Origin of the sequence: Methylorubrum sp. Q1 (assembly GCF_004683995.1) — a bacterium.
Classification (GTDB): domain Bacteria; phylum Pseudomonadota; class Alphaproteobacteria; order Rhizobiales; family Beijerinckiaceae; genus Methylobacterium.
Map to the genome: position 1 here is coordinate 148,130 of NZ_SRHQ01000003.1, position 25,825 is coordinate 173,954.

A 25,825-nucleotide genomic window follows, 5' to 3' on the forward strand; every position below is an offset into this window, starting at 1 on the left:
CGGCGGGGCCCGCCCCCGATGGGTGCGGTCCGGCTCTGGCGGGGAGGAACGGGCATCGGCGGCTCGGGCGCGGATGAAAAAGGCCGGCGGACGGCCCGCGCCCCGGCCGGGGGCCGTGTCGATGATCCGCTTACGATTGTCAAATGCGGACATCTGAAGCGCGACCGGCTGCGGGGCCACCAGCAAAAAGCGACGCGACCATGCACTGGGTGGGTAGCCGGACCGGAAGGGCGACCCTATATTCCGCTCATGGCAAACAACAGCGCAAATCCCTACACCCTCGAAATCGAAGCCTGCGAGCGCCCGGCCGGGCACTTCACCTGGGCCATCCGCCGGAACGGCAAACTCTTCCAGCGCGCGGATCGCGTGCAGACCACGGAAGAAGCCGCAGAGCGCAGCGGGCTCGCCGCCCTGGAAAAGCTCCTCAGCGGCCGGGAGCGTTGATCGGCCTTTTCGGCCGGCTTACGCCTCAAATCCCTCAGACCTGACAAGGCTCCCGGGCTCGCGCCCGCGGGGCCTTTTCTATGCCGTTGATCACCCGCGGGGCTCGGATAATCTCCTCCCGAAACGGGAGGCGAGACCATGGCGCGCACGACGATCTACGACCGCGATCTCGACCCGAATCCCGCGAACTTCCAGCCGCTCACGCCGCTGACCTATCTCGATCGCGCCGCCCGCACCTTCCCGGACCGGGTTGCGGTGATCCACGGGCCCCTGCGCCGCTCCTATGCCGACCTCTACGCCCGCTGCCGCCGCCTCGCCGCGGCGCTGGCTGCCCGCGGCATCGGCCGAGGCGACACGGTGGCGGTGCTGCTCGCCAACACGCCGGCGATGATCGAGTGCCACTACGGCGTGCCGATGACGGGGGCGGTGCTCAACACCCTCAACACCCGCCTCGACGCATCGGCTCTGGCCTTCTGCCTCGACCACGGCGAGGCCAAGGTCTTCATCGTCGATCGCGAGTTCGCGCGGGTCGGCCGCGAGGCGCTCGACAAGGCAGGTGTCTTGCCCCTCGTCATCGACTACGATGACCCTGAATTCACCGGGGACGGCGCCCCCGTCGGCGAGACCGACTACGAAGACGTCCTCGCCGCGGGCGATCCCGATTACGCATGGGCGATGCCGGGCGACGAGTGGGACGCGATCTCGCTGAACTACACCTCCGGCACCACCGGCGATCCGAAAGGCGTGGTCTATCACCACCGCGGCGCGGCCCTGCTCTCGCTCGGCAACGTCATCACCGCCGGATTGCCGCAGCACGCGGTCTATCTCTGGACCCTGCCGATGTTCCACTGCAACGGCTGGTGCTTCCCCTGGACGCTCTCGATCGTGGCCGGCACCCATGTCTGCCTGCGGCAGGTGCGGGCCGGCGCGATGTACGCGGCTCTGGCCGAGCACGGCGTCACCCACCTGTCGGGTGCGCCGATCGTGATGTCGACGCTGCTGAACGCCCCCGATGAGCAGAAGCGCCCCCTCCCCCGCCGGGTCCACTTCCTCACCGCCGCCGCGCCGCCGCCCGAGGCGGTGCTCGCCGCCATGGGCGAGGCCGGCTTCGACGTCACCCATCTCTACGGCCTGACCGAGACCTACGGCCCGGCGGTCGTGAACGCGTGGCACGAGGATTGGGACGCGCTGTCCTCCGACGAGCAGGCCAGGAAGAAGGCGCGCCAGGGCGTGCGCTACCCCGTTCTGGAAGGGCTCGACGTGCGCGACCCCGAAACGATGGAATCCCTGCCCGCCGACGGCACCAGCCTCGGCGAGGTGATGTTCCGCGGCAACGTGGTGATGCGCGGCTACCTGAAGAACCCGGCCTCGACCGAAGCCGCCTTCAAGGGCGGCTGGTTCCGCTCCGGCGATCTCGGGGTGAAGCATCCCGACGGCTACATCCAGCTGAAAGACCGCTCGAAGGACATCATCATCTCGGGCGGCGAGAACATCTCCTCGATCGAGGTGGAGGACGCGCTGTTCAAGCACCCTTCGGTCGCGGCCGCCGCCGTCGTCGCCAAGCCCGACGCGAAATGGGGCGAGACGCCCTGTGCCTTCATCGAGCTGAAGGAGGGGCGGGAGGCGACCTCCGAGGAACTGGTCGCATGGTGCCGCGAGCGGCTCGCCCCCTACAAGCTGCCGCGCCACGTGGTGTTCGGCGAGCTGCCGAAAACCTCGACGGGCAAGGTGCAGAAATTCTTATTGCGGGAGAAGGCGCGGGAGGGAGACGCGTGAAGGCCGCTTTCGGTGCTTTGTCCGCCTCGATAGGATGGACCTCATGACGGATCTTCTCGAACGAGCGGTCGCCACCGCGCGGGGGCTCTCCCCGGAAATGCAGGACGAGATCGCGCGTCTCGTGCTCGCCTATGCGGGTGAGGAGCAATCGGTCATTCCGCTTACGCCCGAGGAAGAGGCTGATCTCGCGGAGTCAGATGTCGAAGAGGCGCGCGGTGATTTCGCAACGGAGGACCAGATGCGCGCCATATGGGCGAAGTATGGTCGGTGAGGGTCCGCTACACTCTTACCGCCGCTCGGCAAATCGAAGCGGCACTTGATTTTCTCGCAAGCGAGTCGCCCCAAGCCGCCTTCAGGCTGCAAGAGCGCATCCTATCGGTCGTGGCCCTCTTGCAAGCGCATCCCCAGGCAGGGCGTTTGACAAGTAAGCGGGGCATTCGGCGATTTCCGCTCAGCTCGTTTCCCTACCTGATCGACTATCGCGCTACGGACCGAGACATCGTCGTGCGCCGCTTCCGACATACGGCACGCCGTCCCCTGTCGTGATCCGCGGCCAGCTTCACTCCACGCCCAATTGCTGCGCGGCGCTCATGATCGCCGTCATGCGGTAGGGCTTCATCACCAGCACGCTCTCGCTCACCTGCCGGGGTTGCTCGGCACTGTAGCCGGTCACGTAGATCACCGGGAGGGCCGGGTGCAGCACGCGGGCGCGCTCGGCGAGGTCCCAGCCGTCGAGCTGGCCCGGCAGGCGGATATCGGTGAACAGGAGATCGACCCGCCCGGCCCCCTGGAGCAGGCCGTAGGCCTCTTCCGCGGTACCGGCGCTGAGCACGGCAAAGCCGGCATCCTCGAACTCCATGGTCACGGCGTTGAGCAGCATCTCTTCGTCCTCGACGACGAGCACCGTCCGCTTGTCGGCCATACGCCCCCCTCCTTCGTCTTCTTGTTATTCGACAGGCCCAACCCCGGAAGGCGCAAGAGCCGCAGGATATTTCGAGTGCGGGCCCGCCCGCACCACCTCCGCCCGAAAGCCGGCGGCCACCTTTCGGGACGATGCATTAGCCCGCGACCGCCACCGGCGGCAGCAGCGGCGCAACGCTCGGCTCGGCAACCGGGGCCGGCCGCACCACCGGACGGCTCACGGCGGGCGCCTGCGCCGGGAAGGACAGGCGCACCGTCGTGCCGGGCCTGTGGCCGCGCACGAAAGCGGCGCTGCCGCCCGATTGCTGCGCGAAGCCGAACACCTGGCTCAGACCCAGGCCGGTCCCCTGCCCCAACGGCTTCGTGGTGAAGAACGGCTCGAAGGCCCGCGCCTCGACCTCCGGCGGCATCCCGGTTCCGGTGTCGGACACTTCGACGGCGATCCCGTCGCCTTCGGGCAGCGGTCGGGTGACGAGGGTCAGCGTGCCGCCCTCCGGCATCGCATCGCGGGCGTTGACCGCGAGGTTGAGGATCGCGTTCTCGAACTGGTTCGGATCGATCCTCACCCGCGGCAGGTTCGGGGCAAGATCGGTCTCCAGCCGGATGCGCGAGCCGATCGTGCCGCCCAGGAACTCGGCGAAGGAGGCGATCTGGGCGTTGACGTCGGTGCTGACCGGGGAGAGCGGCTGGCGGCGGGCGAAGGCCAGTAGCTTGTGCGTCATCGTCGCCGCCCGCTCGGCGCCCTTCACCGCATCGCGCAGGCGCGTGCGCAGGGGGCTCGCCTCGGGTAGGCCGCGCTCGATCCGGTCGAGGTTGAGGAGCACCACGTTGAGCAGGTTGTTGAAGTCGTGGGCCACGCCGCCGGTGAGCTGCCCGATCGCCTCCATCTTCTGGCTCTGGCGCAGTGCTTCCTCGGCACGCGCGCGCTCGGCATTGGCGGCTTCCAGGGCGGCCAGCGCCGCGTCGCGCTCAGCGATGCGGGCCTGCAGCGCCTCGTTGGCCTGCCGGAGCTGAGTCGGAGACGGCAAGGTCAGCGCCTTCGGCATCAGGACCCAGAGCGCCACCGCCGTGCCGATGGAGGCCATGCCGGTGATGAGCTTGACCGCCGCTTCCAGTCCGTAATCCGGCACCCAGAGCGTCCAGATCGCCATGAGATGCGTCGCGCCGCAGGCGGTGATGAACACCGCGAACGACCAGAATATCCACCCGAACACCACGTCGCGGCGGCGGGACACGAAATAGGCCAGTCCGACGGGGATCGAGAAGTAGGCGAAGGCGATCAGGCTGTCGGAAATGACATGCGTCCAGATCAGCTCCGGGCGCCAAAGCAGACAGATGCCGTGGGGCGAAAGGTTTTCAACCTCCCACAGCCGCCGCAGAAGTTCGAGCATCAATCCCGGTCTCCCGCTCCGCCGCGCACGATCCCGAAGGCTGCGCAGGCCCCTGCGACAGCATCGTTCCGAAAGATAGCGCCAGGCTTTCGGGACGATGCTCGAACAAAAAATGGGGGCATCGCTCCGGATTCGATTTCCAGAACGAGGCCCGAGACATAAACGATCGGGTACGCCGGCGAATGCGGCCTCCCCTCACACGAAATCTCTACGCGAGACACCGGCGCCCGCCAAACATTAAGTCTTACTTAACCCTATTCGCGCATCACCGGGGGTGGCTTTCGAGGGCGGGCGCGAGTGTCGGCGCAACGGGCAATCACGCAGGTTGAGGATTCGCAAAGGGCCTTGCAAGGAGCCTTGAAAGGCGCCCTGCAGGGAACCCCCGACGAGGCCTCGCACGAGACGCCGGCCGACGCTCCCCTTCGGCGCGTCAGCCTCGGCAGCCTGCTGTCCGCCACGGCGCGGCGCCATCCCGACCGGATCGCAGTGGTCGACCCCGCCGACAAGCCGGACTGGAGCGACCGGCCCGCCATCACCTGGACCTACGCCGCGGCCGCCGAGATCGTGGAGCGCCTCGCCCGCGGCCTGCGGAGTTGGCGTCTGCCGCCGGGAAGCCGCATCGGCCTGTGCCTGCCGGGCTCGGCCGAGAGCGCGCTGGCGATCCTCGCCGTCGAGGCCGCCGGCCACGTCGCCTGCCTGCTCCCGGTCTCCTGGGACGAGGATCACCTGCTCGCCGCGGCGCAGAACGTCGCGCTGAGCGCGGTGCTGACCCAGGCCCGGCTCGGCTCCGCCGCACCCGCCGAGCGCCTCTGCTCCGTCGCCGCGCGCTATTTCGGACTGCGCTACCTCGCCGCCTTCGGCCCCGACGTGCCGGACGGGGTGATCAATCTCGACCGGTTCGTCCTCGACGGCCCTGCCGGAGAGCCGGCCGGACCGGCACCCGCCGCGGCTGGCATCGTCAGCTTCATCGGCGGCGACCCCGAGCGGCCGGTCTACCGCAGCGGCGAATCGGTGGTGGCCGCCGCTGCCGCCCATCTCGTGGCGATGCGGGTCGCGCCCGCCGAGCGCATCCTCAGCCTCATCGGCCCGCACGACCTGCGCGGCCTTGCCACCGGACTCGCGGCCGCCCTCGTCGCGGGGGCCACGCTGGAGACGCTGCCGCTGTTCGACGGGGCGGCCTTCGCGACGGCCCTGCGCCGGCCGGGTCCGACGCATCTCGTCGCGCCCGCCTTCCTCGAAAGGAACCTCGCCGGCCGCGACCTGCCGACGGATCTGCGCTCGGTCGCCCTGGTGCACCGGGCGCCGGCCCGCTTCCCCAGCCGCAGCCGCGCCGCGGACCGGCCGCAGGGCTTGCGCCTCGATACGGTGATCGACACCGTCGCCTTCGACGAGACGGCGATCCTCTCCGGCCGGCGCGGGACGGCGGGCGACCTCTCGCTGGTGCTCGGCAAGCCGGAGCGGCTCTCCCTCCCCGCAGCCCTAATGTCCATGAAGCGCGACGCGGACGATCGCTTCGCCTTCCGCGGCCAAGCCTGCACCGTGACGCCGTTGCAGCGCGGGAATCGGCAGGCGATCCCGAACGGGGTGTGGCAGGAGACGCCGTTCGCGCCGGTGCTGTTCGCAGGTTTCGCCACCGCGATCGAGGTCGTGGAGCTGTCCGATTCCACCGGCTCGCCAGAAATTTTTGCGCCTGCGTAATCGAGCCTGCCAACGGCGCGGTCCGCGGTGCCGACGCTCCACGCAGCCCGATAAAAAACCGATTGCAGAAAATGATTTAGACGGGAGACAGCGCGGCTGAGGCCTCCTGCCCCCGACCTGTGCGGCGCAGTTCATTCAGCCTTCAGCTCAGCGATTCCATGGTCACCCACCTGCATGGCCGGCGAACCAATCGTGGCCATGCAGGTTATCCGGGGTGCCCCTTCACACAGGGCGCGACATGGGGTAACGCTGAAGCTTATGGGTGCGCTGCAACAAGTGCTTGTCGTCGACGATGGCCACCGTGCCGTCGATCGCTCTCTTGCCGCCGACCTTGCGGGGCTCGGCTACGCAAGCGTCACCGCTTCCATCGAAGCGGCGGACGATGTCCTTGCCGTGATCGCCCGTCCCGCGGCGATCCTCCTTCAGCTCTCGTCCAGCACGAACCCGCATCTCGCCGCGCTCGCCGAACGGCTGCGCGCCCGGATGCGTGCTGGTGGCATTCCGGTCATCGAGATGGACGACGCGGGACCCCGCCCCGGCGCACCGGTCGATCTCAAGAGCCGGATCGGTCCCTACGTGCTGGCCGAGCCCGAACTCTAGGTCTTTCCCGTAACAGGACAATGACGGCGGGCCGCGGGCCCGCCTGTTTCGTGCGCCGCCGGGCGATTACGCCGCGGCGATGATCTCGCTCTCGCGGACGGCGCGTTCCGCCGAGCCGGAGCGGATCCGGTACGAGGGCTCACCGGTCGGATCGTCGGGCATCAGGCGGACGACTTCGCTGATCGTACCGAATCCCAGCCGCTCGTCGGTGGGGGACGATTGAGCACGGCGAACGCGCTGGCCGATCTTGAACTTATGAAACATCGATGTCTCCTCGAACGCATTCCGTCGAAGCGGGAAGCCGCTTCGGCGGAGGAGAGCCCCTTCAAGACAACGGGTCAGAGCTGGTCTCGATCGCATGTTCGACCGAGAGCGGCCCCGGCTCCGTGCCAGGGCAAGCCCACGAGCCGGGGATCCGGCTCACGGGAAAGCTATCAGCGCGCTCAGCGGCGCAGCTTGATCTTAGCCTTGCGGGCGGCGTAGCGGGCGTCCCGCTCTTCCTTCTGCTTGGCCTGGGCCTCGCGGGCACGCTCGGCAGCGGCCTCGATCTCGGCGGCCTTGCGCGCCACTTCGGCCTCACGCTCGGCGGCGGCGATGGCGGCCAGCCGTTCGGCGTCGAGGCGCCGCTGCGTCTCGCGCTCCTTGACCCGCTCGTCGCGCGCAACGGCGATCGCACGGCGTTCGGCCTGGCGGGCCTGCACAGCCGGATCATCATTGGAGGGGCGGGCGCGGAAGCGGGCGAGCATGGCCTCCCGGGAGGAAGCCGAATCCTGGCGACGGTCGTCGAAGGAGTTTTGTTTGGTGAAGCTCACAGAGTGTCCTTGATCGTACCGAGCCCGGGATGGACCACGGCCTTAAAAGCGCAAAGCCGCTCCAGTCCGGAGCGGCTTCGACATATCGGGTTCAGGCGCGAATTACGCGACTTGGAGCTGACCCGCCGACTGCTTGCCGGAGCGACGGTCGGTTTCCATCTCGTAGGAAACCTTCTGGCCTTCGGTGAGGCCACGCAGGCCGGCGCGCTCGACGGCGGAGATGTGGACGAATACGTCCTTCGAGCCGTCCTCAGGCTGGATGAAGCCGAAGCCCTTCTGCTCGTTGAACCACTTGACGGTGCCGATGCTCATAGAATGTCCTTGTCTCCGCAGGATTCAGGTAGAAAGCCTTGCGCCATGCAGCGCCGGGCTATGTCGTTCGACCGATAACGAAGGAAAATGAGAACCGCCCTGCGGAGGCGTCACGGCCCAGAAAATCCGGCCTCGCATCGATGAGATCTATATGCGACTCGAATGAAGCTTTATCAAGGCTCGTTTTATTTTTCGAGATGCAAGAATTGTTGGCAGGTCATTCGAAATGACCTGCCGCTTCAAGCGATTCATCAACGCGCAGCGTGAGTTGAGCAGGATCTCCCACGCCGCGATGTCCCTCTCATGTCGCGCGTGACACGCCCGCTCCAACGGCAAAGGCCCGGTCACGCGGCCTTCTTGGCTCGCTTGGCAATCGTGACGAGCCCGCGCAGGATCTGCGTCGTCTCTTTCAGCCGCCGCGGGATGCCGTCGAGTTCGCGGATGAACACGACGCTCATGTCGGGCCGCACCTTGGCGAAGGAGCCCTGCTCCACGACCATGGCCGCGAGCCCCTGCGGGTTGGCGAAGGAGCGGTTCCGGAAGTGGACGACCACGCCCTTGGGGCCCGCCTCGACCTTCTCGATATTGGCCTCGCGGCACAGGATCTTGATGGTCACGATCTTCAGGAGCTGTTCCACCTCCGGCGGCAGCGGGCCGAAGCGGTCGATCAACTCGGCGCCGAAGCTCTCCATCTCGGCATCGTTCTCGAGGGTCGAGAGGCGCCTGTAGAGGCCGAGCCGGACGGTCAGGTCCTCGACGTAGTCTTCGGGGATCGTGACCGGAGCGCCGAGCGCGATGGTCGGCGACCATGCTTCCTCCACCGGCTCCTCGATGCCGGCCTTGAGGGCGGTCACCGCATCCTCCAGCATCTGCTGGTAGAGCTCGTAGCCCACCTCCTTGATGTGGCCGGATTGGGCATCGCCCAGCAGGTTGCCGGCGCCGCGGATGTCGAGATCGTGGCTCGCGAGCTGGAAGCCGGCGCCCAGCGTGTCGAGGCTCTGGAGCACCTTCAGGCGCTGTTCGGCCTGGGCCGTGAGCTGGCGGTTGGCCGGCGTCGTGAACAGGGCGTAGGCCCGTGCCTTCGATCGGCCGACGCGCCCGCGCAACTGATAGAGCGCGGCAAGCCCGAACATGTCGGCCCGGTGCACGATCAGCGTGTTGGCGGTCGGGATGTCGAGGCCGGATTCGATGATCGTGGTCGAGAGCAGCACGTCGTACTTGCCCTCGTAGAACGCCGTCATCACGTCTTCGAGCTGGCCCGCCGCCATCTGGCCGTGGGCGACCGCGACGGTGGTCTCGGGCATCTCGGTATCGAGGAAGCGCTTGACCTCGGCCAGATCCTCGATGCGGGGAGCGACGTAGAACGACTGGCCGCCGCGGTAGCGTTCGCGCAGCAGCGCCTCGCGGACCAGCAGCGGATCGAACGGCGTCACGAAGGTGCGCACCGCCAGCCGGTCCATCGGGGGGGTGGCGATGATCGAGAGTTCGCGCACGCCCGTCATGGCAAGCTGCAGCGTGCGCGGAATCGGGGTGGCCGAGAGCGTCAGCACGTGCACGTCGGCCTGGAGCGCCTTGAGCCGCTCCTTGTGGGCGACGCCGAAATGCTGCTCCTCGTCGACGATGATGAGGCCGAGATCCTTGAACGCGACGTTCTTGGCCAAGAGCGCGTGGGTGCCGACGACGATATCGACCTGGCCCTCACTGAGCCCGGCGCGGGTCTGCCGCTGATCGCCGGCAGAGACGAAGCGGGAGAGTTGCGCGACGTTGATCGGCAGGCCCTTAAACCGTTCGGCAAACGTGCGAAAATGCTGGCGGGCGAGAAGCGTGGTGGGCACCACCACCGCCACCTGCTTGCCGGAGATCGCCGCGGCGAAGGCGGCGCGCAGGGCCACCTCGGTCTTGCCGAAGCCGACATCGCCGCAGACCAGCCGGTCCATCGGACGCCCCGCGTTGAGGTCGTCGAGCACCGCATCGATGGCGTTGGCCTGATCCTCGGTCTCCTGGAAGGCGAAGCGGGCGGCGAATTCCTCGTAGAGCCCCTCCGGCGCCTTGAGGCTGGGGGCGGACTTCACGAACCGCGCGGCGGCGATCTTGATGAGGTCGCCGGCCATCTCGAGGATGCGGCGCTTCATCTTGGCCTTGCGGGCCTGCCAGGCGCCACCGCCCAGGCGGTCGAGCGCGACCTCCGAATCCTCGGAGCCGTAGCGGGTCAGGAGTTCGATGTTCTCGACCGGCAGCAGCAGCAGGCCGCCGGCATATTGCAGTTCGAGGCAATCGTGCGGCGCGCCCGCCGCGGTGACGGTCTTGAGCGTGACGAAGCGGCCGATGCCGTGGTCGGCATGAACCACGAGATCGCCGGGCTGGAGCGCCTGCACCTCGAGGATGATGTCCTGCGGGCGCTTGGACTTGCGCTTCTGGCGCACCAGCCGGTCACCCAGGATGTCGCCCTCGGCCACCACCGCGAGCCGGTCCAGGGTGAAGCCGGATTCCAGCCCCCAGACCGCGACCGCCACGTCGGTGCCGCGCTTGAGCGCGTTGACCGCGGCGAAGGTGTTGATCACCGTCGGCTTCTTGAGCCCGTGGTCGGTCAGCACGCCGCAGAGCCGGTCGCGCGAGCCCTCGGACCAGGATCCAAGGATCACGTGATGCCCGGATGCCTGGAGATCCCGGATATGCGCGACCGCCGCGTCGAACACGCTGGCCGCGTCGTCGGCCCGCTCGGGCGCGAAGCTTCGCCCGGCCCTGGCGCCGCAATCGATCACCGCAAGCGCGTCGGAATCCGGCATCGCGAAGGGGGTGAGCCGGGCCACCGTGCCGGCCTCGATCTTGCTCTTCCACTCGTTGGGCGTGAGGTAGAGCGCGCGCGGCGGCAGCGGCTTATAGGGCGCGACGCCGCTCTGCGGGTTCTTCAGCGCGGCTTCGCGAGCCTGGAAATAGTCCTGGATCAAAGCGAGCCGCTCGGTGGCCGCCTCCTCCACCTGCGGGTCGAACAGCATCGGCACGTCGCCGAGATAGTCGAACAGGGTGTCGAGGCCGTCGTAGAACAGCGGCATCCAGTGCTCGAGGCCGGCATAGCGCCGGCCCTCGCTCACCGTCTCGTAGAGCCGGTCGTCGCGGGTCGCCGCGCCGAAGCTCGACAGGTAGCCCTGGCGGAAGCGCCGGATCGTCTCGGTGGTGAGCTGCACCTCGCTCATCGGCACGAGATCGAGGGAGCGCAAGCTCCCCACCGTGCGCTGCGTCTCGGGATCGAAGGCGCGGATCGATTCGAGCGTGTCGCCGAAGAAATCGAGGCGGATCGGGTTCGGCAGGCCGGGGGGCGACAGGTCGAGGATGCCGCCGCGCACGGCATATTCGCCCGTGTCCCGCACCGTTCCCGTGCGCAGGAAGCCGTTCGCTTCCACCCAGGCCACGACCTTGTCCATCGGCACCACGTTGCCGATCGCCGCCGAGAAGGTCTCGACGGCCACGCGCGACCGCGGCGGCACCCGCTGCACCAGGGCGTTGACGGTGGTGCAGAGAATGCGGGGCTTCTCCTCCGACGAGCGCGAGCGGGTCAGCCGTGAGAGCGCGGTCATGCGCTGGGCGGCGATGGCCCCGTTCGGCGACACCCGGTCGTAGGGCTGGCAATCCCAGGCCGGGAAGCTCATCGCCTCGATCTCGGGGGCAACGAATTTCAGCGCGTTCTGGAAGGCGTTGGAGCGGCCGGAATCGCGTGCCACGTGGACCAGCACCGCCGGCCCCTCGAACGAGCCGGACAGCGCGCGGGCGAGGTCGGCGGCCACCAGCGCATCGAAGCCGTCGGGGACGCTCGCCAGCGTCGGGCTGTCGCCGCGCCGGATTGCATCGAGCGCCTTGGTGAGCGGCGCCGATTTCGGCAGGGCGAAGCGCGCGGTCTGCGGCTTCGGAGCGGGTGGCTTGGGTTGGGGCTTGGCCATCGGTTCGTTGGTTTTCTGCGTGCGCTCGACGTCGTCGCCCTCCCCTTCTTACGAGGGAGGATGACCCTCGCATCAGCGAGGGTCGGGAGAGGGGAGCGCCGCTTCCGGAAGGGCGTGAGCCGCCCCCTCATCCGCCTGCGCTCGCAAAGGGAACGCCGGCGGGTCCTCAGGAAGCTGTCCGCGGTGGCAAACGTTCAGTTGTGGATTGGCGCGTCGTGCCGGTGGAACGCCTTGAGCCGGCGATACACGGCGGTGTCGTAATTCTCCGGGGTCGCGTCCTCGCCGGTGAGCCAGCGGAACAGGTCGCGGTCGGGCACCTCGATCAGCGCCTCGAACTGCGTCAGTTCCTCCTCGGAGAGTGCGCCGATCTCGGCATCGGCGAAGCGGCCCATGATGAGGTCCATCTCGCGGATGCCGCGGTGCCACGCGCGAAACAGCGTGCGGCGGCGGCGCGGGTCGAGGTCGGCGCTGGTTCGGGTGGTGCCGGACATGGGCTGTCCCCTGGTAATCCTGACCCCGCATGTAGAGGGGCATATGGCTGCGGGCAAACGGCGTCAGCGCATGGGTCGCGCCTCAGCCCGCATCTGCGGCGAAACGTAGTCCGCATCGTGCACGAAGGGCAGCGGGGCGCCGGTGCGCAGAGCATCGAGCACGCGGGAAAAGTCCGTCTCGCAGCGGAAGCCCAGCACCCGCTCGGCGCGCGAGGCGTCGTAGACCCGGCCGATGCTTCTCGGCAGGTGCCAGCCGCGCCGGGCGTAGAGGCCGGGCGCATCGGGAAACAACCGGGCGACGACGCCCGCCGCGTCCTCCTTCAGGGCCCGCGCGTCCGCGCGCGCGAAGGGGGACGGCGCCGAGAGAACGAAGGTGTCGGAGCCAATCTGCGGCGCCCGCTCCAGCGCGATGACATGGGCGCGGGCGGCATCCTCCACGGTGAGGCGGCGATGCAGAAACTCGTTGGCTTTCCGGTTCTCGCCGGAAAGGTCGCGATGGGTGTCGTCCTCCTCGGGGAAGAAGCGGGCGGTGCGCAAGCTGAGGCAGGCGAGGCCGTGCTCGAGATGGAAGAGCCGGCAGAGATCCTCGGCGGCACGCTTGGTGAGGCCGTAGATGTTACGCGGCGCGAGCGGCCCCGATTCCTCGTCGAGCCAGACCGCGTGGTCGGCAGTCTCGTCGCGGATCGCCTGCGAAATCATCAGCGAGGTCGTGGAGGTGAGGACGAAGCGGTCGTGCCGGGCTCTCGCCGCCGCCTCCAGCAGGTTGAGCGTACCAGTCACGTTCACGTCGATGAAGCGTTGGCCCGGATACCGGGCGATGTCCGGCTTGTGCAGGGCACCGGCATGGATCACCGCCTCGATACCGTGCGCGCCGAAGACCCGCGCGACCAGCTCGGCATCGGCCACGGAGCCGACGACCTGCGTCTCGGGCCCCGGCGCCACGTCGAGGCCGGTAACGGTGTGGCCCACCGCCTGCAATTGCGGGGCAAGGAACCGGCCGAGCCAGCCGGAGGAACCGGTGAGAAGCACGCGCATGATGCCATATGCGCAGATGTGGGCGACGGGTGAAGCGGGGTATACGGTGTCCGCGTATCGCTCACGCTTCTGAGGCCCAAGCTTCCGGTCACATGACCTCGGACAACAGCCAGACCCTCGGGCACCCCGCTGATGCGCCCCCTCCCCGCTCCGGCGGGGACGACGCCCCCGGCCTTCGCCCCAGCATCCTCGACCCGCTCTTCGCCCCCGCCCGTGGTTTGCCCGGCGTCGGGCCGAAGATCGCGCCGCTCATCGAAAAGCTGCTCGGCTCCGAGGAGCGGCCGGCCCGCGTCGCCGACCTGCTGTTCCACCTGCCCCAGAGCGGTGTCGCCCGGCCGCTCTGCGGCTCGATCCGCGATGCGCCGACGGGCGAGCCCGTCACGCTGGGCGTCACCGTGGTGGCCCACCGCCCGCCGGGCCTCGGCAAGCGGGCCTTCCGGGTGCTGGTCGAGGACGGGACCGGCGACATCAGCCTCGTCTTCTTCGGCATGCCGCGGGGCCGCATCGAGAAGATGCTGCCACTCGGGGCACACCGCTACGTCTCAGGGAGGATCGACCTGTGGGACGGCACGCGGCAGATGGTGCATCCCTCACGCATCCTCGACCAGGAGGGGTTGGCCAGCCTGCCCGCCGTCGAGCCGATCTACGGCGCGACCGAGGGGCTGACCTCGCGGGTCATCAGCCGGATCGTGCACGGCGCGCTCGATCGGCTTCCCGTCCTGCCCGAGTGGCAGGACGCGTCCTATCTCGCCCGCAACCGCTTTCCCCCCTTCGCCGAGGCCCTGCGCATCGAGCACCGGCCGGAGGAGGCGCCCCCTCCCCCGGTCGAGGGGCAGGCGCCGCCCGCGAGCCCCGCGCGCAAGCGCCTCGCCTACGACGAGTTGCTCGCCTCGCAGCTCGCGCTCGCCCTGGTGCGCGCCCGGCAGCGGCGCAAGCCCGGGCGGGTCAATGCCGGCGACGGGCATCTGAAAGAGCGCGTCGAGGCGGCGCTGCCCTTCGCGCTGACCGGCGCCCAGGCCCGGGCGGTGGCGGAGATCCGCGCCGACATGGCCGCCGAGCGGCGGATGCTGCGCCTGCTCCAGGGCGATGTCGGCTCCGGCAAGACGGCGGTGGCGTTGCTCGCCATGGCCTCGGCGGTGGAGGCCGGGCGGCAGGCCGCCTTGATGGCCCCGACCGAAATTCTGGCGCGCCAGCATTACGAGCGTCTGGTGCCGCTGGCCGGCGCCATGCGCCTGCGCCTGCTGACCGGCCGCGATAAGGCCGCCGAGCGGCGGGCGACGCTGGCGGATCTCGCGGCGGGCGAGATCGACATCGTGGTCGGCACCCACGCCCTGTTCCAGGAGGCGGTGGCCTTCCGCGATCTCGGCCTCGCGGTGGTGGACGAGCAGCACCGCTTCGGCGTGCATCAGCGCCTCGCGCTCGGCGCCAAGGGTGAGGCGGTGGACATCCTCGTGATGACCGCCACCCCGATCCCGCGCACCCTGGCGCTGACCTTCTTCGGCGACATGGACGTCTCGGTGCTCGACGAGAAGCCGGCCGGGCGCCAGCCGATCAAGACCATCACCGTGCCGGTGGAGCGGATCGACGAGGTCGTGGGGGGCCTGCACCGGGCGCTGGCGGCGGGCGACCGGGTCTACTGGATCTGCCCGCTGGTGGCGGAATCGGAATATGTCGATCTCGCCGCCGCCGCCGAGCGCTTCGAGGATCTCAAAAAACATTTCGGCGACGCGGTCGGCCTGATCCACGGCAAGATGCCGGGGCCGGAGAAGGACGCGGCGATGGAGGCCTTCGCCGCCGGCCGCACCCGCGTGCTGGTCTCGACCACCGTCGTGGAAGTCGGCGTCGATGTGCCGGAGGCCACCATCATGGTGATCGAGCATGCCGAGCGCTTCGGTCTGGCCCAGCTCCATCAGCTCCGCGGCCGGGTCGGGCGCGGCTCGAAGGCCTCCTCCTGCCTGCTGCTCTATCGCGGGCCGCTGGGTCAGGTGGCCAAGGCGCGCCTGGAGATGATGCGCGGCAGCGAGGACGGTTTTCGCATCGCCGAGGAAGACCTGCGCCTGCGCGGCGAGGGTGAGGTGCTCGGCACCCGCCAATCCGGCGCCGCCGCCTTCCGCGTCGCCCGGCTCGAGACCGACGGCGACCTGTTGGAGGCCGCCCGCGACGACGCCCGGCTGATCGTGGAGCGCGACCCGCGCCTCTCGAGCGAGCGCGGCCGGGCGCTCAGGGTGCTGCTCTACCTGTTCGAGCGCGAAGCGGCGATCCGGCTGATCGGGGCGGGCTGACACCGCGTCCGCGCGGCGGTTGGGCAAAGCCCGTTTCCGCCATCGGAGGCAGCCCGTCGGACGCCGAATATGACCGCTCGTTCAGAAAACCGTTCAGAAACGGACGATCCTGAATGGCTCATTCAGGAAGCCGAAGCTGCCGCTCAGGACATTCCCGGCTGCGGCAACTCTGCGCGGGAAAAGGGCGGTTTTCGTTTCCGATCAAGCCCTTGCACAGCATCGTTCGCACTCGAAGCGAGCGCGCGGCAGGGCGGAAAAAGCGGAATTACCTTGTATCTGCCCCAATTGCCGCTTAACTGGAGATGAACAAACGGCCTCGTAGACCGGGGTGCCACTGGAAAAAAGGAGGATCGCCATGTCGATCGCACCGTTCCAACGCCTGCCGGGTTCCTCCGAGAATTGGGGAGCCGACACGCTTTCCGTCGAACCCTGGCTCATGCCGATCTCGGACCGCGAGACGCGCGACGAGACGTCGACGGACGCGCTGGTCAGCGCTGTACGGCACTCCTCGCGCCGGCTCTGGATCATGGCCAACGCGTTCTGTGCGGGCCTCGCCTTGCTGGTAACGGTCCAGATCGCCAGCGATTGGTCCTCGCCGGTCGCCCGCCCTGCGGCCACGCATCAGGTCGCCGACGCGACCCCGCCGACGCTGCCGGTCGAGAAGGCGTCGCTCCAGCACTGAGACCTCGGGTCTCGGGACGCTCTACAGATCCTGGCGCGCCGGTTCACGGCGCGCCTTTTCCGTTTCGGAGGCCTCGCCTTCCTGCATCTGCGCCTGCCGTAAGGAGGCGGCCATGGCCTGCAGGCCTGCCCGCGGATCCTCCGGTTGGATCACGCCCGCCGACATCACGAGCTTGGCCGCGTCGTCCACGCTGATGCCGACCTCGACGATTTCCGAGCGCGGCAGGTAGAAGAAGAACCCCGTGGTCGGGTTCGGCGCGCAGGGCAGGAACACGCCGACGTAATCCTTGGACTCGCCCCCCTCCTTCGCATGGAGCGCGCCCTGCACCTCGTTGGCCGCGGGTGCGGAGAGGAACACCACCGACCACGTCCCCTTCACCGGAAACTCCACGAGTCCGACGGTGCGGAACGAGGTGCCGTTGGCCGAGAACAGCGTCTCGAAGATCTGGCGCAAGCCGCGATAGAGCCCGGAGATGACGGGCGTGCGGGCAAGCAGCACCTCGCCGAACTCGACCACCGAGCGCCCGACGAGGTTGGCGGTGAGAAAGCCCAGCAGCGTCACCGCGACGAAGGCGATGACGAGGCCGATTCCGGGGATCGAGAAGGGCAGATAATGGTCCGGCAGGTAGCTGACCGGCACCAGCGGCTTCACCCATCCGTCGATGAGGGCGATGAACCACCACGTGATGTAGATCGTGATCGCGAGCGGGCCCGCGACGATCACGCCGGTGAGGAAGTAGGTCCGCAGCCGGCCCCGGGCGCTGACGCGCGTCTTGGACGAGGCGGGTTCCGGAGCATCCGGAATCGGCGAGAGGGTCGGCGCCACGCATGCACCTCGAGAGACGGACGAGCGGACGGACGGATCCATCCCGGCCTCCGGCTCTCCGGGGCAGAGACGTAGCGGCTGCGCACGGGCGGCTCAAGAGCAACCGGTGCCAGAGGGCGGATTGGTGGTGCGCGAGGCAACTTGATCGGCCGGCGCGAAATCTTACCTCGGTACAGCCCATTGCGGCCAAGTTTTAGGGAGAAGACGCGATGCACGTCACCATCGAACAGGCGGAAAAGGCGATCGAGGCGGCCCGCGCCAAGGCGGTCGAACTCGGCACCCAGATGTGCATCGCGATCGTCGATTCGGGCGGCAACCTCAAGGCCTTCCACCGCATGGACGGCGCCTGGGTCGGCTCCATCGACATCGCGCAGAAGAAGGCCAAGACCGCCGTCTTCTTCGGCATGAAGACCGGCCAGATCGGCGCCCTGTCGCAGTCCGGCGGGTCGCTCTACGGCATCGAGCACTCGAACCAGGGCCTCATCACCTTCCCCGGCGGCATCCCGATCGTCGATGCGGACGGCGAGATGTCGGGCGCGATCGGCGTCAGCGGCTCGTCGGTGGAGAACGATGACGCGGTGGCGCTCGCCGGCGCCAGCGCGATCGGCGACACCGAACTGCCCGACCACCCCTGGCGCACCTGATATTTTATCCCAGGCGCGGCCGGTCAGGTCTTCCTCGTCCGCCGCTTCAGCGGCCCTTCCGGCCGCGGCGGCGGATCGACCCAGTTCACCGGCCGCTCCCGGAAGGCATCCGGCATTGGCAGGGTTGCCTTCCCGCCTTGGAGCCAGAGATAGACCCGCAAGGCGAGCCACGCATCCTCCAGAGCGCCGTGCCGCACGCCGGCGCGGGCGGCGCCGATGCGCCGGCAGACGGCGTCCAGCGACGAGGAGCCGGGATGGCCGCGGTCGCGGTAGGCCTGCATCGTACAGAAATGCGGCCGCGCGAGGGGGGGGGCAGGCCGCAGTTCTGAAACTCCTGCCCGATGAAGCGGAGATCGAAGGCGGCATTGTGGGCAACGATCAGGGGCGCACGATGGAGGAAGTCTTGGATCGTTGCCGCGTGCGTCGCGAACAGATCCTGATGCCGCAGATCCCAATCGGAATAGCCGTGGACGGCCGCCGCACCGGGGTGGCAATCCCGTCGGGGATCGAAGGCGAGATGGAGATAATCGAGGATCACCTCACCCGCCGCCAAGCTCGCCGTATCAAGGTGGATCGCGGCAAGCGTCACCACCCGATCGGCCGCTCCAAGACCCGTCGTCTCGACATCGACGAACACGACCTCGGACGGCAGGGCTGATTCGACCATCTAAGGAGTTCCCGCCGGGTGGCGGAAGCATAATCAGGCATATGGGGGCCGCAAGGCGGTCCCCGTTCTCGTCACTCCACCGTGACGGACTTCGCCAGGTTGCGCGGCTGATCGACGTCTTTGCCCATGAAGACGGCGGTGTGGTAGGCGATGAGCTGGATCGGCACCGCGTAGACGATCGGCGCGATCACCGGGTCCACGTCCGGCATGGTCAGCGTCGCGAGCGTGTCGAGCCCGGCGGCCGCCGCGCCCTTCGCGTCGCCGATGAGGATGATCTTGCCCCCGCGGGCGGCGACCTCCTGCATGTTCGAGACGGTCTTCTCGAAGATGGCGTCGTGCGGCGCGATCACGATCACCGGCACGCTCTCGTCGATCAGGGCGATCGGCCCGTGCTTGAGTTCGCCCGCCGCGTAGCCTTCCGCGTGGATGTAGCTGATTTCCTTCAGCTTCAGGGCGCCTTCGAGCGCCATCGGGTAGCTCGTGCCGCGGCCGAGATAGAGCACGTCGCGGGCCTTCGCGATCTCGCGGGCGAGCCCCTCGACCTCGGCCTCCATCTTCACTGCCTCCGCCATCAGGCCAGGGGCGGTGATGAGCGCATCGACGACGGCGCGCTCACGCTCCGCGCTCAGGGTGCCGCGGGCGCGCCCGGCAGCCAGCGCGAGACAGAGCAGAACCGTGAGCTGGCAGGAGAAGGCCTTGGTCGAGGCGACCCCGATCTCGGGCCCGGCGAAGGTCGGCATCACTGCCGAGGATTCCCGGGCGATGGTCGAGGTCGGCACGTTGACGACCGCCAGCGTGTGCTGCCCCTGCGCCTTGGCGTAGCGCAGCGAGGCGAGCGTATCGGCGGTCTCGCCCGATTGCGAGATCACGAGCGTCAGCCCGTCCCGCTCCAGCGGCGGCTCGCGGTAGCGGGTCTCGGAGGCGACGTCGATCTCGACCGGCAGACGCGCCAGGGTCTCGAACCAATATTTGGCGACGAGTCCGGCATAGTACGCCGTGCCGCAGGCGGTGATCGAGAGGCGCGAGAGCCGGGCGAAGTCGAAGGGCAATTCCTCCTGCAGGACGACCCGACCGCGCGCCATGTCGATGTAGTGGGCCAGCGTGCGACCGACGACCTCCGGCTGCTCGTGGATCTCCTTCGCCATGAAGTGGCGGTGATTGCCCTTGTCGACGAGGAAGGCCTGCGTCGCGATTCTTTGGCGCGGCCGACGCACCGCGGCACCGGAGATGTCGCGAATCTCGGCGCCGTCGCGGGTCAGGATCGCCCAGTCGCCCTCTTCGAGATAGGTGATCTGATCGGTGAAGGGCGCGAGCGCCAGCGCGTCCGATCCGAGATAGGTCTCGCCCTGCCCGAAGCCGATGGCCAGCGGCGCGCCGTGGCGGGCGCCGATCAGGAAACCGTCCTCGCCCGAAAACAGGAAGGCCAGGGCGAAGGCGCCGTGCAGGCGCGGCAGCGCCGCCTCGACGGCAGCCACAGGCCCGAGCCCCTGCTCCATCAGGTGGCTGACGAGTTGCGCCACCACCTCGGTGTCGGTCTCGCTCTCGAAGCGCGCGCCCGCCGCTTCGAGTTCGCTCTTCAACTCGCGGAAATTCTCGATGATGCCGTTATGGACCACCGCCAGCCGCTCGGTGGCGTGCGGGTGGGCGTTGGTCTCGTTGGGGCGTCCATGCGTGGCCCAGCGGGTATGGCCGATGCCGATCGCGCCCGGAAGCGGCGACTGGACCAGCTTGAGCTGCAGGTTCGCGAGCTTGCCCTCGGCCCGGCGGCGGTCGAGCCGGCCGTGCTCCAGGGTGGCGACACCGGCCGAATCGTAGCCGCGATATTCGAGCCGCCGCAGCGCCTCGACCAACGCGTCCGCGACCGACTCACGCCCGACGATGCCGACGATTCCGCACATGGCCGATCCTGAAGCCGTTGATCAGAGGCGCCGTCACATTCCATGATGGGATGTCCGCCCGAGGCGAGGCTTCCTGCGGTGCAAGAGGAGCCCGACCTTGAGCTTGGCGCGGATGGAAGGGCTTGTACGGATCGCGGCGCGAGAAGGCTAGCTCCCGGCCGTGGGACGCCGTTCGGCTCGGCTGCCGGAGCCGTGTCCGACCTGATTGCATCAGGCCGGCGTCTCGAGCTCCATGTTTTCGCGCCTTCTTCCGACGAAACGGTGACCACTTCGTCGGAAGGCGCCCTAGCTCTTCTTCGCCTCGCGGGCCGCCTTGGCGGCTTTCAGGGTCTGGCGGAGGGTCTTGGCCGCCCCTTCGCGGGTGACCTGCCGCCCCCGCGCGACGGCAAGCGCATCCGCCGGCACGTCGCGGGTGATGACCGAGCCGGCCCCGACCAGTGCCCCCGCGCCGATGCTGACCGGCGCAACCAGCGCCGAGTTCGAGCCGATGAAGGCGCCCTCGCCGATGAGCGTGCGGTGCTTCGACACGCCGTCGTAATTGCAGGTGATGGTGCCCGCGCCGATATTGGCGCCCGCTCCGACCTCGGCGTCACCGAGATAGGTGAGGTGCGAGGCCTTGGCGCCCGCATGCAGGGTCGCGTTCTTGATCTCGACGAAGTTGCCGAGATGGACGCCCGCCCCCAGTACCGCGCCGCCGCGCAGACGCACATGCGGACCGATATCGGCGCCCTCCATCAGCCGGGCATCGTGCAGGTGCGAGAAGGCGCGGATGGTGCAGCCATCGCCGACGACGACGCCGGGGCCGAACACGCAGTGCGGCTCGACGACGACGTCGCGGCCGAGAACCGTGTCGACACTGAGGAACACCGTCTCGGGCGCGATCAGCGTCGCCCCGCCGAGTTGGGCCGCCCGGCGCAGGCGCGCCTGGATCGTGGCCTCGGCCTGGCTGAGCTGCACCCGGTCGTTGACGCCCTGCGCCTCCGCCTCGGCCACGGGCACCACGGCGACGGAGAGGCCGTCGCCGGCGGCGAGCGCCACCGCGTCGGTGAGGTAGTATTCCCGGTTGGCGTTGTCGTTGCCGATCCGCTCCAGGAGGTCGAGGGCATGGGCGCCGGAGAGCGCCATCAACCCGGCATTCGACAAATTGACCTGGCGCTCGTCCTGCGAGGCGTCCTTCTCCTCGCGGATCGCCAAGACACGGTCCCCTTCCGTCAGCACGCGTCCGTAGCCGGTGGGGTCGGCGGCCTCGAAGGCCAGCACCGCCACCGCTGCACCCTCATGCAGGGGGGCACGCAGCCGGGCAAACGTCTCGGCCGTGACGAGCGGTGTGTCGCCGAAGGCCACGAGCACGTCCTGCCCCACCTCCAGCGCCGCGCGGGCGGCGAGCACCGCGTGCGCGGTGCCGAGGCGCTCGGCCTGCAGATGGACGCTGGCGCCAGGCGCCAGCCGCTCGATCTCGCGGACGATATCCTCGCGGTCCGGCTCGACCACCACGGCGAGGCGGGCGGCGCCCGCCTCCTGCACCGCGGCGAGCACGTGGCCGAGCATCGAGCGGTTGGCCAGCGCGTGAAGCACTTTGGGCCGGCCGGAGCGCATCCGTACGCCCTTGCCGGCCGCTAGCACGATCGCGGTGAAGCCGCTCTCCGCCCCGTGGTTCGCGCCTGCCGTCATCGAAATCCGCTCTCTGCCGTCGAGAGTGCTTCACGAATCACCCAGCCGCCGCCCTCGCCTCCAGCGGAACGTCGCGGCGGCCCCCGTGAAAGGCACCGAGTAAACGGCCCATTTAACCGATCGGGGCGCCGGCGCGAAGAGCGACGGGGATCGGCGAGATTCGAAGTCAGGGAAATGGGTCCGACCGCCGAGGTCACCCTTGCAACCAGCGCTCGCACGCCGGTGCCGGAGGAGCGGGAATGGGCCGCGCCCAAGTCACCTATCCGGCGGGAACGCCCGGCCGATTGGATGCGCAGCACGATAGCAAGAGAACCTTGACTCTTTTACAACCCAAAATTAATTTTCGTAGAAAAATCATCTTAGAGTATCGCAAGGTGCCACAAAGGTAAAATCGATAGTGTAAAAGGAAATTATTCGTGTAATCATAACAGTAAAATGCCAACCTACAGGATGATTTAAGCAATTTACCTTTTCATTATTAAATAGACCGATAGATATATTGAAATTTATATTTTATATCAAACATCTTCAAAGGAGCAAAAATGAAATACGCTGCGGCATATGTGCATATCAAAAACGAAGACGACCTTATTCTCGAATGGATGGCATTCCACCGAGCAGTCGGATTTGAGCATCTCATTATCACAGATAATGGAAGCTCAGACAATTCGCGCTCCGTCGTCAAAAAATTTCGCGATGCCGCTTCGGTAACATATCTGCATCGTCGATCGGGCGACCCGATCGATTTCGAGATCGATGCGATTAAAATATTTGGCGACCAGTTTCGCTGGATTGCTTTCATCGATGCCGACGAATTTCTGTTCCCCAGCCAGGGCGGCGATATCAGGAATATTTTATGCGACTACGAAGATGTCTCCGGCATCGGGGTTTATTGGCACATCTACGGATCGTCTGGGCATCAGACGAAGCCGGAGGGGACCGTCATCGAAACCATGCTTCACCGGGCTGATGACAACTACATCATGAACAGACATGTGAAGTCGATCGTTAAACCGTCCAAGGTATTCTACCCTTTCGGATCGCATACGTTCAAGCTGGATGGCGCGTTCGTAGATGAAACCAAAGCGGCTCTTCATGATCGCCCGCCGCATGGATTTTATGACGACATGACGCCATCACATCAAAAACTGAGAATCAACCACTACCATGTCCGCTCTCTTGAGCAGTACAAGAAGAAGGCAACGCGCGGATATTTCGGAATCAACGATGATAAGATCAATAAATCCCAGGAAAGATTCGAAGAAATGTGGCGCGCGCACGATAAAAACGACGTCCGCGATGACAGCGCCCTTCAATATCTGTCTTTGATGAAGTTCTACATGTCGTAAAATACGGTTGGGTGTCATGAGAGCGGCGCCGGCCCGTGGGGGTTCTCACCACGGCAGGCCGCGGATCTGAAGCAGATCCTCCGCGCTCACCCGGATGCCGAACACCGGAACGCGCCAAGCCGGCATCGTCGCAAGGCCGAGGCCTGCGGCGAAGACGAGCCGGGGCCACGCCCGCCGTCGGGCATTCGTTTCCCGCCGCAGGCCGCCCTCTCCCGCCCGCCTCATCGCCACAGCGCGGCGGGAGCCGCCCCGGCCTGCCGGCGCCCCGTCCGCAGCAGCCAGACGCCGCCCAACAGAATAGCGAGGCCCCAGGCGAGGAAGCCGAGATCCCAGGCCAGCCAGTGTGCCCGGTCCACCTGCTCGTTGACGTGGCGCACGCCGAGCCACTGGTGGTCGACCAGACCTTCGACGAGGTTGAACAGCCCCCAGCCGACGAGAAGGCTGCCGGCCAGCGCCCGGTTCGACCAGCTGAGATGCCGCCCCCCGCGCCCGGCGCCACAGGATGAACAACCCGACCACGACGAAGACGTAGGTCACGCTGTGGAAAATCCCGTCCCAGAGCGTGTTGAGTTCGAGGTTTTCGATCGAGGTGATCGGGTACCGGGAACTGACCATGTGGTGCCATTGCAGCCCCTGATGCAGCACGATGCCGTCGAAGAAGCCGCCGAGGCCGAGCCCGAACAGCACGCCCGCCGCGACCGGGAAGTCGGCCCCCTCCGTCGGCGCGGGAGCGCTCGCTTGATCGCGCATCGCCACCGGCCTCACGGTGAACGGTAGGCGGAGACGTCCTCGGCCCGCGCCGGCGTCTCGACGTAGCGGCCCTGATCCGGCACGGCGACGTGCTCGAAGTCTTGCGCCAGCGCATCGAGGCCGTGGCGCAGCTCCGGCCCGTGCAGGGCGCATCCGTGGCCCGTCACCACCCGTTCGGGCTTCAGCGCCGCGAGGCTGCGCACGGAGCCGACGAACACGACGTTGGCCAGAACGAGGCGGCGATCGGCGAGGTCGGGCGCGATCTCATGGGTGCCGTCGTCGCGCTCGGCATCGGCCCGCGGATCGTCGGCGCGGGCCTCGCGGCTGATCGGGATCTGCGGCGCCATGGCCTTCTCCCGTGCGAGGTGGGACGGGAGCCGGCAAGCGTTCCGGCCGTGCGGGAAGGATCGTCACGGGAAGGCTGGCGCGAAAGCGTTGTTTCCGCACCGCGACAGGACAGAAACGACGGCCGCGGGACATCCATTCGGAAACCGAGCGCGCGCGCTCCGGTTGGAGGTCTATCGGTCGCCAGGGCGACCCGGCATTTGCGATCTCAGGGTCCGTCACCGTGCCGTTGATGTCCCGTGCCGCCGTCTCGATGCTCCTGTCACGCGGCTGCCGAGCGGCGGCTCCATGATCGGCCCTCGGCAAACCCCCTCGATTCCGGACCCGATGCCGTGAGTGATCCCACCTATCCGCCCCTCGACAGGCTCAAGCCCGTGGCCTTCGGGCTCTGGATCGTGGACAGCGGCCCGATTCACGCTGCCGGCCTGCCGCTGCCCGTGCGCATGACCGTGGTGCGGCTCGCAGACGGCGGCCTGTGGCTGCACTCGCCGACCCGCTACGACGCGCGCCTGCACCGCGAGATCGAAGCGCTCGGGTCGATCCGCCACCTCGTCGCTCCCAATGTCGGGCACTGGAGCTATCTGAAGGAATGGCAGCGGCATTGCCCGCAGGCCTTGACCTGGGCCGCCCCGAACCTGCGCGAGCGCCGACAGGTCCGTCAGGCGGGCGTGCGGCTCGATCGGGATCTCGGCGACACGGCTCCGCCCGAATGGGCCGACGACCTGTCGCAAGTCGTGGTGCCCGGCGGCTTCGGCTTTCGCGAAGTCGCCTTCTTCCACGCCGCCTCGGCGACGCTGATCCTGACCGACCTCGTGCTGAACTTGGAACCGGATAAGCTCCCGCCCCTGCTGCGCCCGCTCCTGCGGATCGCCGGTGCGACCGCGCCCGATGGACGGGCGCCGATCTATCTCAGGCTGGTGGTGCGCCTGCGCAAGCGCGACGCGGCCCGTGCCGCGGCCCGGCTCGTCGCCCTGTCGCCGGAGCGGGTGGTGTTCAGCCACGGCGCTTGGTTCGACCGGAACGGCACAGCCGAACTGCGCCGCTCCCTCCGCTGGTTGCTCGACTGAGGCGGGCCGAACCGCTGCCCCGCCGATCGCTCAGGCGTTCGTGCGCCCGCGGTGATCGGGATCGACCCCGCCCTCCGGCGCGGTCTCGTTCTCGACATCGCCCTCGAAGGTGGAATCCCCCTCGATCGCCTCCGGGTCGGTTCCGGTCAGCCCCTTCGACTGCCCGATGCCCGGATTGCCCTTCAGGTCGGCATCGCTCGGCATATCCGTCTTCAGATGCTTCGACCTGC

27 protein-coding genes and 2 pseudogenes are annotated in these 25,825 nt (G+C 68.0%); 12 read left to right on the plus strand and 17 right to left on the minus strand.

Annotated elements, in window-relative coordinates; genetic code table 11:
- Nucleotides 1–18 precede the first annotated feature (18 nt).
- The 4 genes from E4V01_RS26085 (at nucleotide 19) to E4V01_RS04310 (ending at nucleotide 2,766) form a co-directional block, all read left to right on the plus strand.
- Nucleotides 19–444 (plus strand): hypothetical protein, encoded by a 426-nt coding sequence (locus E4V01_RS26085; protein ID WP_245517414.1) that lies wholly within the window; start codon nucleotides 19–21, stop codon nucleotides 442–444.
- Between the two features lie 138 nt (nucleotides 445–582).
- Complete coding sequence (locus tag E4V01_RS04300) at nucleotides 583–2,220, plus strand: acyl-CoA synthetase (protein WP_135297507.1); 1,638 nt, start codon at nucleotides 583–585, stop codon at nucleotides 2,218–2,220.
- Between the two features lie 43 nt (nucleotides 2,221–2,263).
- Nucleotides 2,264–2,491, plus strand: coding sequence for a hypothetical protein (locus E4V01_RS04305; protein ID WP_041358816.1), 228 nt, complete (start codon nucleotides 2,264–2,266; stop codon nucleotides 2,489–2,491).
- On the plus strand, nucleotides 2,470–2,766 hold the full coding sequence (locus E4V01_RS04310) for a type II toxin-antitoxin system RelE/ParE family toxin (RefSeq protein ID WP_003599075.1): 297 nt from the start codon (nucleotides 2,470–2,472) through the stop codon (nucleotides 2,764–2,766). The genes E4V01_RS04305 and E4V01_RS04310 overlap by 22 nt, the downstream gene beginning before the upstream one ends.
- A 13-nt stretch (nucleotides 2,767–2,779) precedes the next feature.
- Here E4V01_RS04310 and E4V01_RS04315 read toward each other — a convergent pair whose 3' ends face one another.
- Together E4V01_RS04315 and E4V01_RS04320 are read right to left on the minus strand one after the other, a co-directional pair.
- Nucleotides 2,780–3,142, minus strand: a complete 363-nt coding sequence (locus E4V01_RS04315) for a response regulator (RefSeq protein WP_060771407.1) — start codon at nucleotides 3,140–3,142, stop codon at nucleotides 2,780–2,782.
- Nucleotides 3,143–3,278: 136 nt separating this feature from the next.
- Nucleotides 3,279–4,532: an ATP-binding protein gene (locus tag E4V01_RS04320; RefSeq protein ID WP_135297508.1), complete on the minus strand. Its 1,254-nt coding sequence runs from the start codon at nucleotides 4,530–4,532 to the stop codon at nucleotides 3,279–3,281.
- 297 nt (nucleotides 4,533–4,829) lie between these two features.
- Between E4V01_RS04320 and E4V01_RS04325 the strand changes: the two genes are divergently transcribed.
- A complete protein-coding gene (locus E4V01_RS04325; protein WP_135297509.1) occupies nucleotides 4,830–6,230 on the plus strand; it encodes a class I adenylate-forming enzyme family protein in 1,401 nt (466 codons plus the stop codon).
- 258 nt (nucleotides 6,231–6,488) lie between these two features.
- A complete protein-coding gene (locus E4V01_RS04330; protein ID WP_135297510.1) occupies nucleotides 6,489–6,830 on the plus strand; it encodes a hypothetical protein in 342 nt (113 codons plus the stop codon).
- A 66-nt stretch (nucleotides 6,831–6,896) separates the two neighbouring features.
- Here E4V01_RS04330 and E4V01_RS04335 read toward each other — a convergent pair whose 3' ends face one another.
- From E4V01_RS04335 to E4V01_RS04360, 6 genes are all read right to left on the minus strand, one after another.
- Complete coding sequence (locus E4V01_RS04335) at nucleotides 6,897–7,094, minus strand: hypothetical protein (RefSeq protein ID WP_012255296.1); 198 nt, start codon at nucleotides 7,092–7,094, stop codon at nucleotides 6,897–6,899.
- Between the two features lie 179 nt (nucleotides 7,095–7,273).
- Entirely contained in the window at nucleotides 7,274–7,642 is a 369-nt protein-coding gene (locus E4V01_RS04340) for a DUF6481 family protein (RefSeq protein WP_003599084.1), read from the minus strand.
- A 102-nt stretch (nucleotides 7,643–7,744) separates the two neighbouring features.
- Complete coding sequence (locus E4V01_RS04345; RefSeq protein WP_003599086.1) at nucleotides 7,745–7,954, minus strand: cold-shock protein; 210 nt, start codon at nucleotides 7,952–7,954, stop codon at nucleotides 7,745–7,747.
- A 344-nt stretch (nucleotides 7,955–8,298) separates the two neighbouring features.
- Nucleotides 8,299–11,889: a transcription-repair coupling factor gene (gene mfd / locus E4V01_RS04350; RefSeq protein ID WP_135297511.1), complete on the minus strand. Its 3,591-nt coding sequence runs from the start codon at nucleotides 11,887–11,889 to the stop codon at nucleotides 8,299–8,301.
- Between the two features lie 194 nt (nucleotides 11,890–12,083).
- Nucleotides 12,084–12,380, minus strand: coding sequence for a succinate dehydrogenase assembly factor 2 (locus tag E4V01_RS04355; RefSeq protein WP_017483961.1), 297 nt, complete (start codon nucleotides 12,378–12,380; stop codon nucleotides 12,084–12,086).
- 63 nt (nucleotides 12,381–12,443) lie between these two features.
- Complete coding sequence (locus E4V01_RS04360; protein ID WP_135297512.1) at nucleotides 12,444–13,415, minus strand: NAD(P)-dependent oxidoreductase; 972 nt, start codon at nucleotides 13,413–13,415, stop codon at nucleotides 12,444–12,446.
- 92 nt (nucleotides 13,416–13,507) lie between these two features.
- Here E4V01_RS04360 and recG point away from each other — a divergent pair, with 92 nt between their 5' ends.
- The 3 genes from recG to E4V01_RS04375 all read left to right on the plus strand — a co-directional run bounded on the left by recG (nucleotide 13,508) and on the right by E4V01_RS04375 (nucleotide 16,379).
- A complete protein-coding gene (gene recG / locus E4V01_RS04365) occupies nucleotides 13,508–15,697 on the plus strand; it encodes an ATP-dependent DNA helicase RecG (RefSeq protein ID WP_135297513.1) in 2,190 nt (729 codons plus the stop codon).
- 69 nt (nucleotides 15,698–15,766) lie between these two features.
- Entirely contained in the window at nucleotides 15,767–16,003 is a 237-nt protein-coding gene (locus tag E4V01_RS04370; protein ID WP_135297514.1) for a hypothetical protein, read from the plus strand.
- 49 nt (nucleotides 16,004–16,052) lie between these two features.
- Nucleotides 16,053–16,379 carry a hypothetical protein gene (locus E4V01_RS04375; protein ID WP_135297515.1) on the plus strand — a complete coding sequence of 109 codons (327 nt, stop codon included), beginning with the start codon at nucleotides 16,053–16,055 and terminating at the stop codon, nucleotides 16,377–16,379.
- A gap of 21 nt (nucleotides 16,380–16,400) precedes the next feature.
- On the opposite strand, the gene E4V01_RS04380 is transcribed toward E4V01_RS04375, so the two are convergent.
- On the minus strand, nucleotides 16,401–17,246 hold the full coding sequence (locus E4V01_RS04380) for a DUF502 domain-containing protein (protein ID WP_060771399.1): 846 nt from the start codon (nucleotides 17,244–17,246) through the stop codon (nucleotides 16,401–16,403).
- 167 nt (nucleotides 17,247–17,413) lie between these two features.
- Between E4V01_RS04380 and E4V01_RS04385 the strand changes: the two genes are divergently transcribed.
- Complete coding sequence (locus E4V01_RS04385; protein WP_060771398.1) at nucleotides 17,414–17,848, plus strand: heme-binding protein; 435 nt, start codon at nucleotides 17,414–17,416, stop codon at nucleotides 17,846–17,848.
- Nucleotides 17,849–17,871: 23 nt separating this feature from the next.
- Here the strand turns inward: E4V01_RS04385 and E4V01_RS26090 are convergent, their stop codons facing one another.
- The 4 genes and pseudogenes from E4V01_RS26090 to glmU all read right to left on the minus strand — a co-directional run bounded on the left by E4V01_RS26090 (nucleotide 17,872) and on the right by glmU (nucleotide 22,084).
- Entirely contained in the window at nucleotides 17,872–18,129 is a 258-nt protein-coding gene (locus E4V01_RS26090) for a hypothetical protein (RefSeq protein WP_245517423.1), read from the minus strand.
- Nucleotides 18,130–18,224: 95 nt separating this feature from the next.
- A pseudogene (locus E4V01_RS26095) lies at nucleotides 18,225–18,515 on the minus strand (exonuclease domain-containing protein); the annotation flags it as partial.
- A gap of 71 nt (nucleotides 18,516–18,586) precedes the next feature.
- Entirely contained in the window at nucleotides 18,587–20,413 is a 1,827-nt protein-coding gene (gene glmS / locus E4V01_RS04395; protein ID WP_135297516.1) for a glutamine--fructose-6-phosphate transaminase (isomerizing), read from the minus strand.
- A gap of 285 nt (nucleotides 20,414–20,698) precedes the next feature.
- The gene (gene glmU / locus E4V01_RS04400) at nucleotides 20,699–22,084 is read right to left on the minus strand and encodes a bifunctional UDP-N-acetylglucosamine diphosphorylase/glucosamine-1-phosphate N-acetyltransferase GlmU (RefSeq protein ID WP_135297517.1); all 1,386 of its coding nucleotides are present in this window, start codon (nucleotides 22,082–22,084) and stop codon (nucleotides 20,699–20,701) included.
- Between the two features lie 542 nt (nucleotides 22,085–22,626).
- Here glmU and E4V01_RS04405 point away from each other — a divergent pair.
- Nucleotides 22,627–23,433, plus strand: coding sequence for a glycosyltransferase family 2 protein (locus E4V01_RS04405; RefSeq protein ID WP_135297518.1), 807 nt, complete (start codon nucleotides 22,627–22,629; stop codon nucleotides 23,431–23,433).
- A gap of 45 nt (nucleotides 23,434–23,478) precedes the next feature.
- Here E4V01_RS04405 and E4V01_RS04410 read toward each other — a convergent pair whose 3' ends face one another.
- The 3 genes and pseudogenes from E4V01_RS04410 to E4V01_RS04420 form a co-directional block, all read right to left on the minus strand.
- Nucleotides 23,479–23,658, minus strand: coding sequence for a hypothetical protein (locus E4V01_RS04410; RefSeq protein ID WP_060771393.1), 180 nt, complete (start codon nucleotides 23,656–23,658; stop codon nucleotides 23,479–23,481).
- Nucleotides 23,655–24,183, minus strand: a pseudogene (locus E4V01_RS04415) (DUF2243 domain-containing protein). The gene E4V01_RS04410 and the pseudogene E4V01_RS04415 overlap by 4 nt, the downstream one beginning before the upstream one ends.
- Before the next feature lie 11 nt (nucleotides 24,184–24,194).
- Nucleotides 24,195–24,530, minus strand: coding sequence for a hypothetical protein (locus E4V01_RS04420; RefSeq protein ID WP_135297519.1), 336 nt, complete (start codon nucleotides 24,528–24,530; stop codon nucleotides 24,195–24,197).
- Between the two features lie 330 nt (nucleotides 24,531–24,860).
- Here E4V01_RS04420 and E4V01_RS04425 point away from each other — a divergent pair, with 330 nt between their 5' ends.
- Nucleotides 24,861–25,595 (plus strand): DUF4336 domain-containing protein, encoded by a 735-nt coding sequence (locus E4V01_RS04425; protein ID WP_135297520.1) that lies wholly within the window; start codon nucleotides 24,861–24,863, stop codon nucleotides 25,593–25,595.
- A 30-nt stretch (nucleotides 25,596–25,625) separates the two neighbouring features.
- Here E4V01_RS04425 and E4V01_RS25555 read toward each other — a convergent pair whose 3' ends face one another.
- Nucleotides 25,626–25,799, minus strand: a complete 174-nt coding sequence (locus E4V01_RS25555) for a hypothetical protein (RefSeq protein ID WP_060771390.1) — start codon at nucleotides 25,797–25,799, stop codon at nucleotides 25,626–25,628.
- Nucleotides 25,800–25,825: the final 26 nt, after the last annotated feature.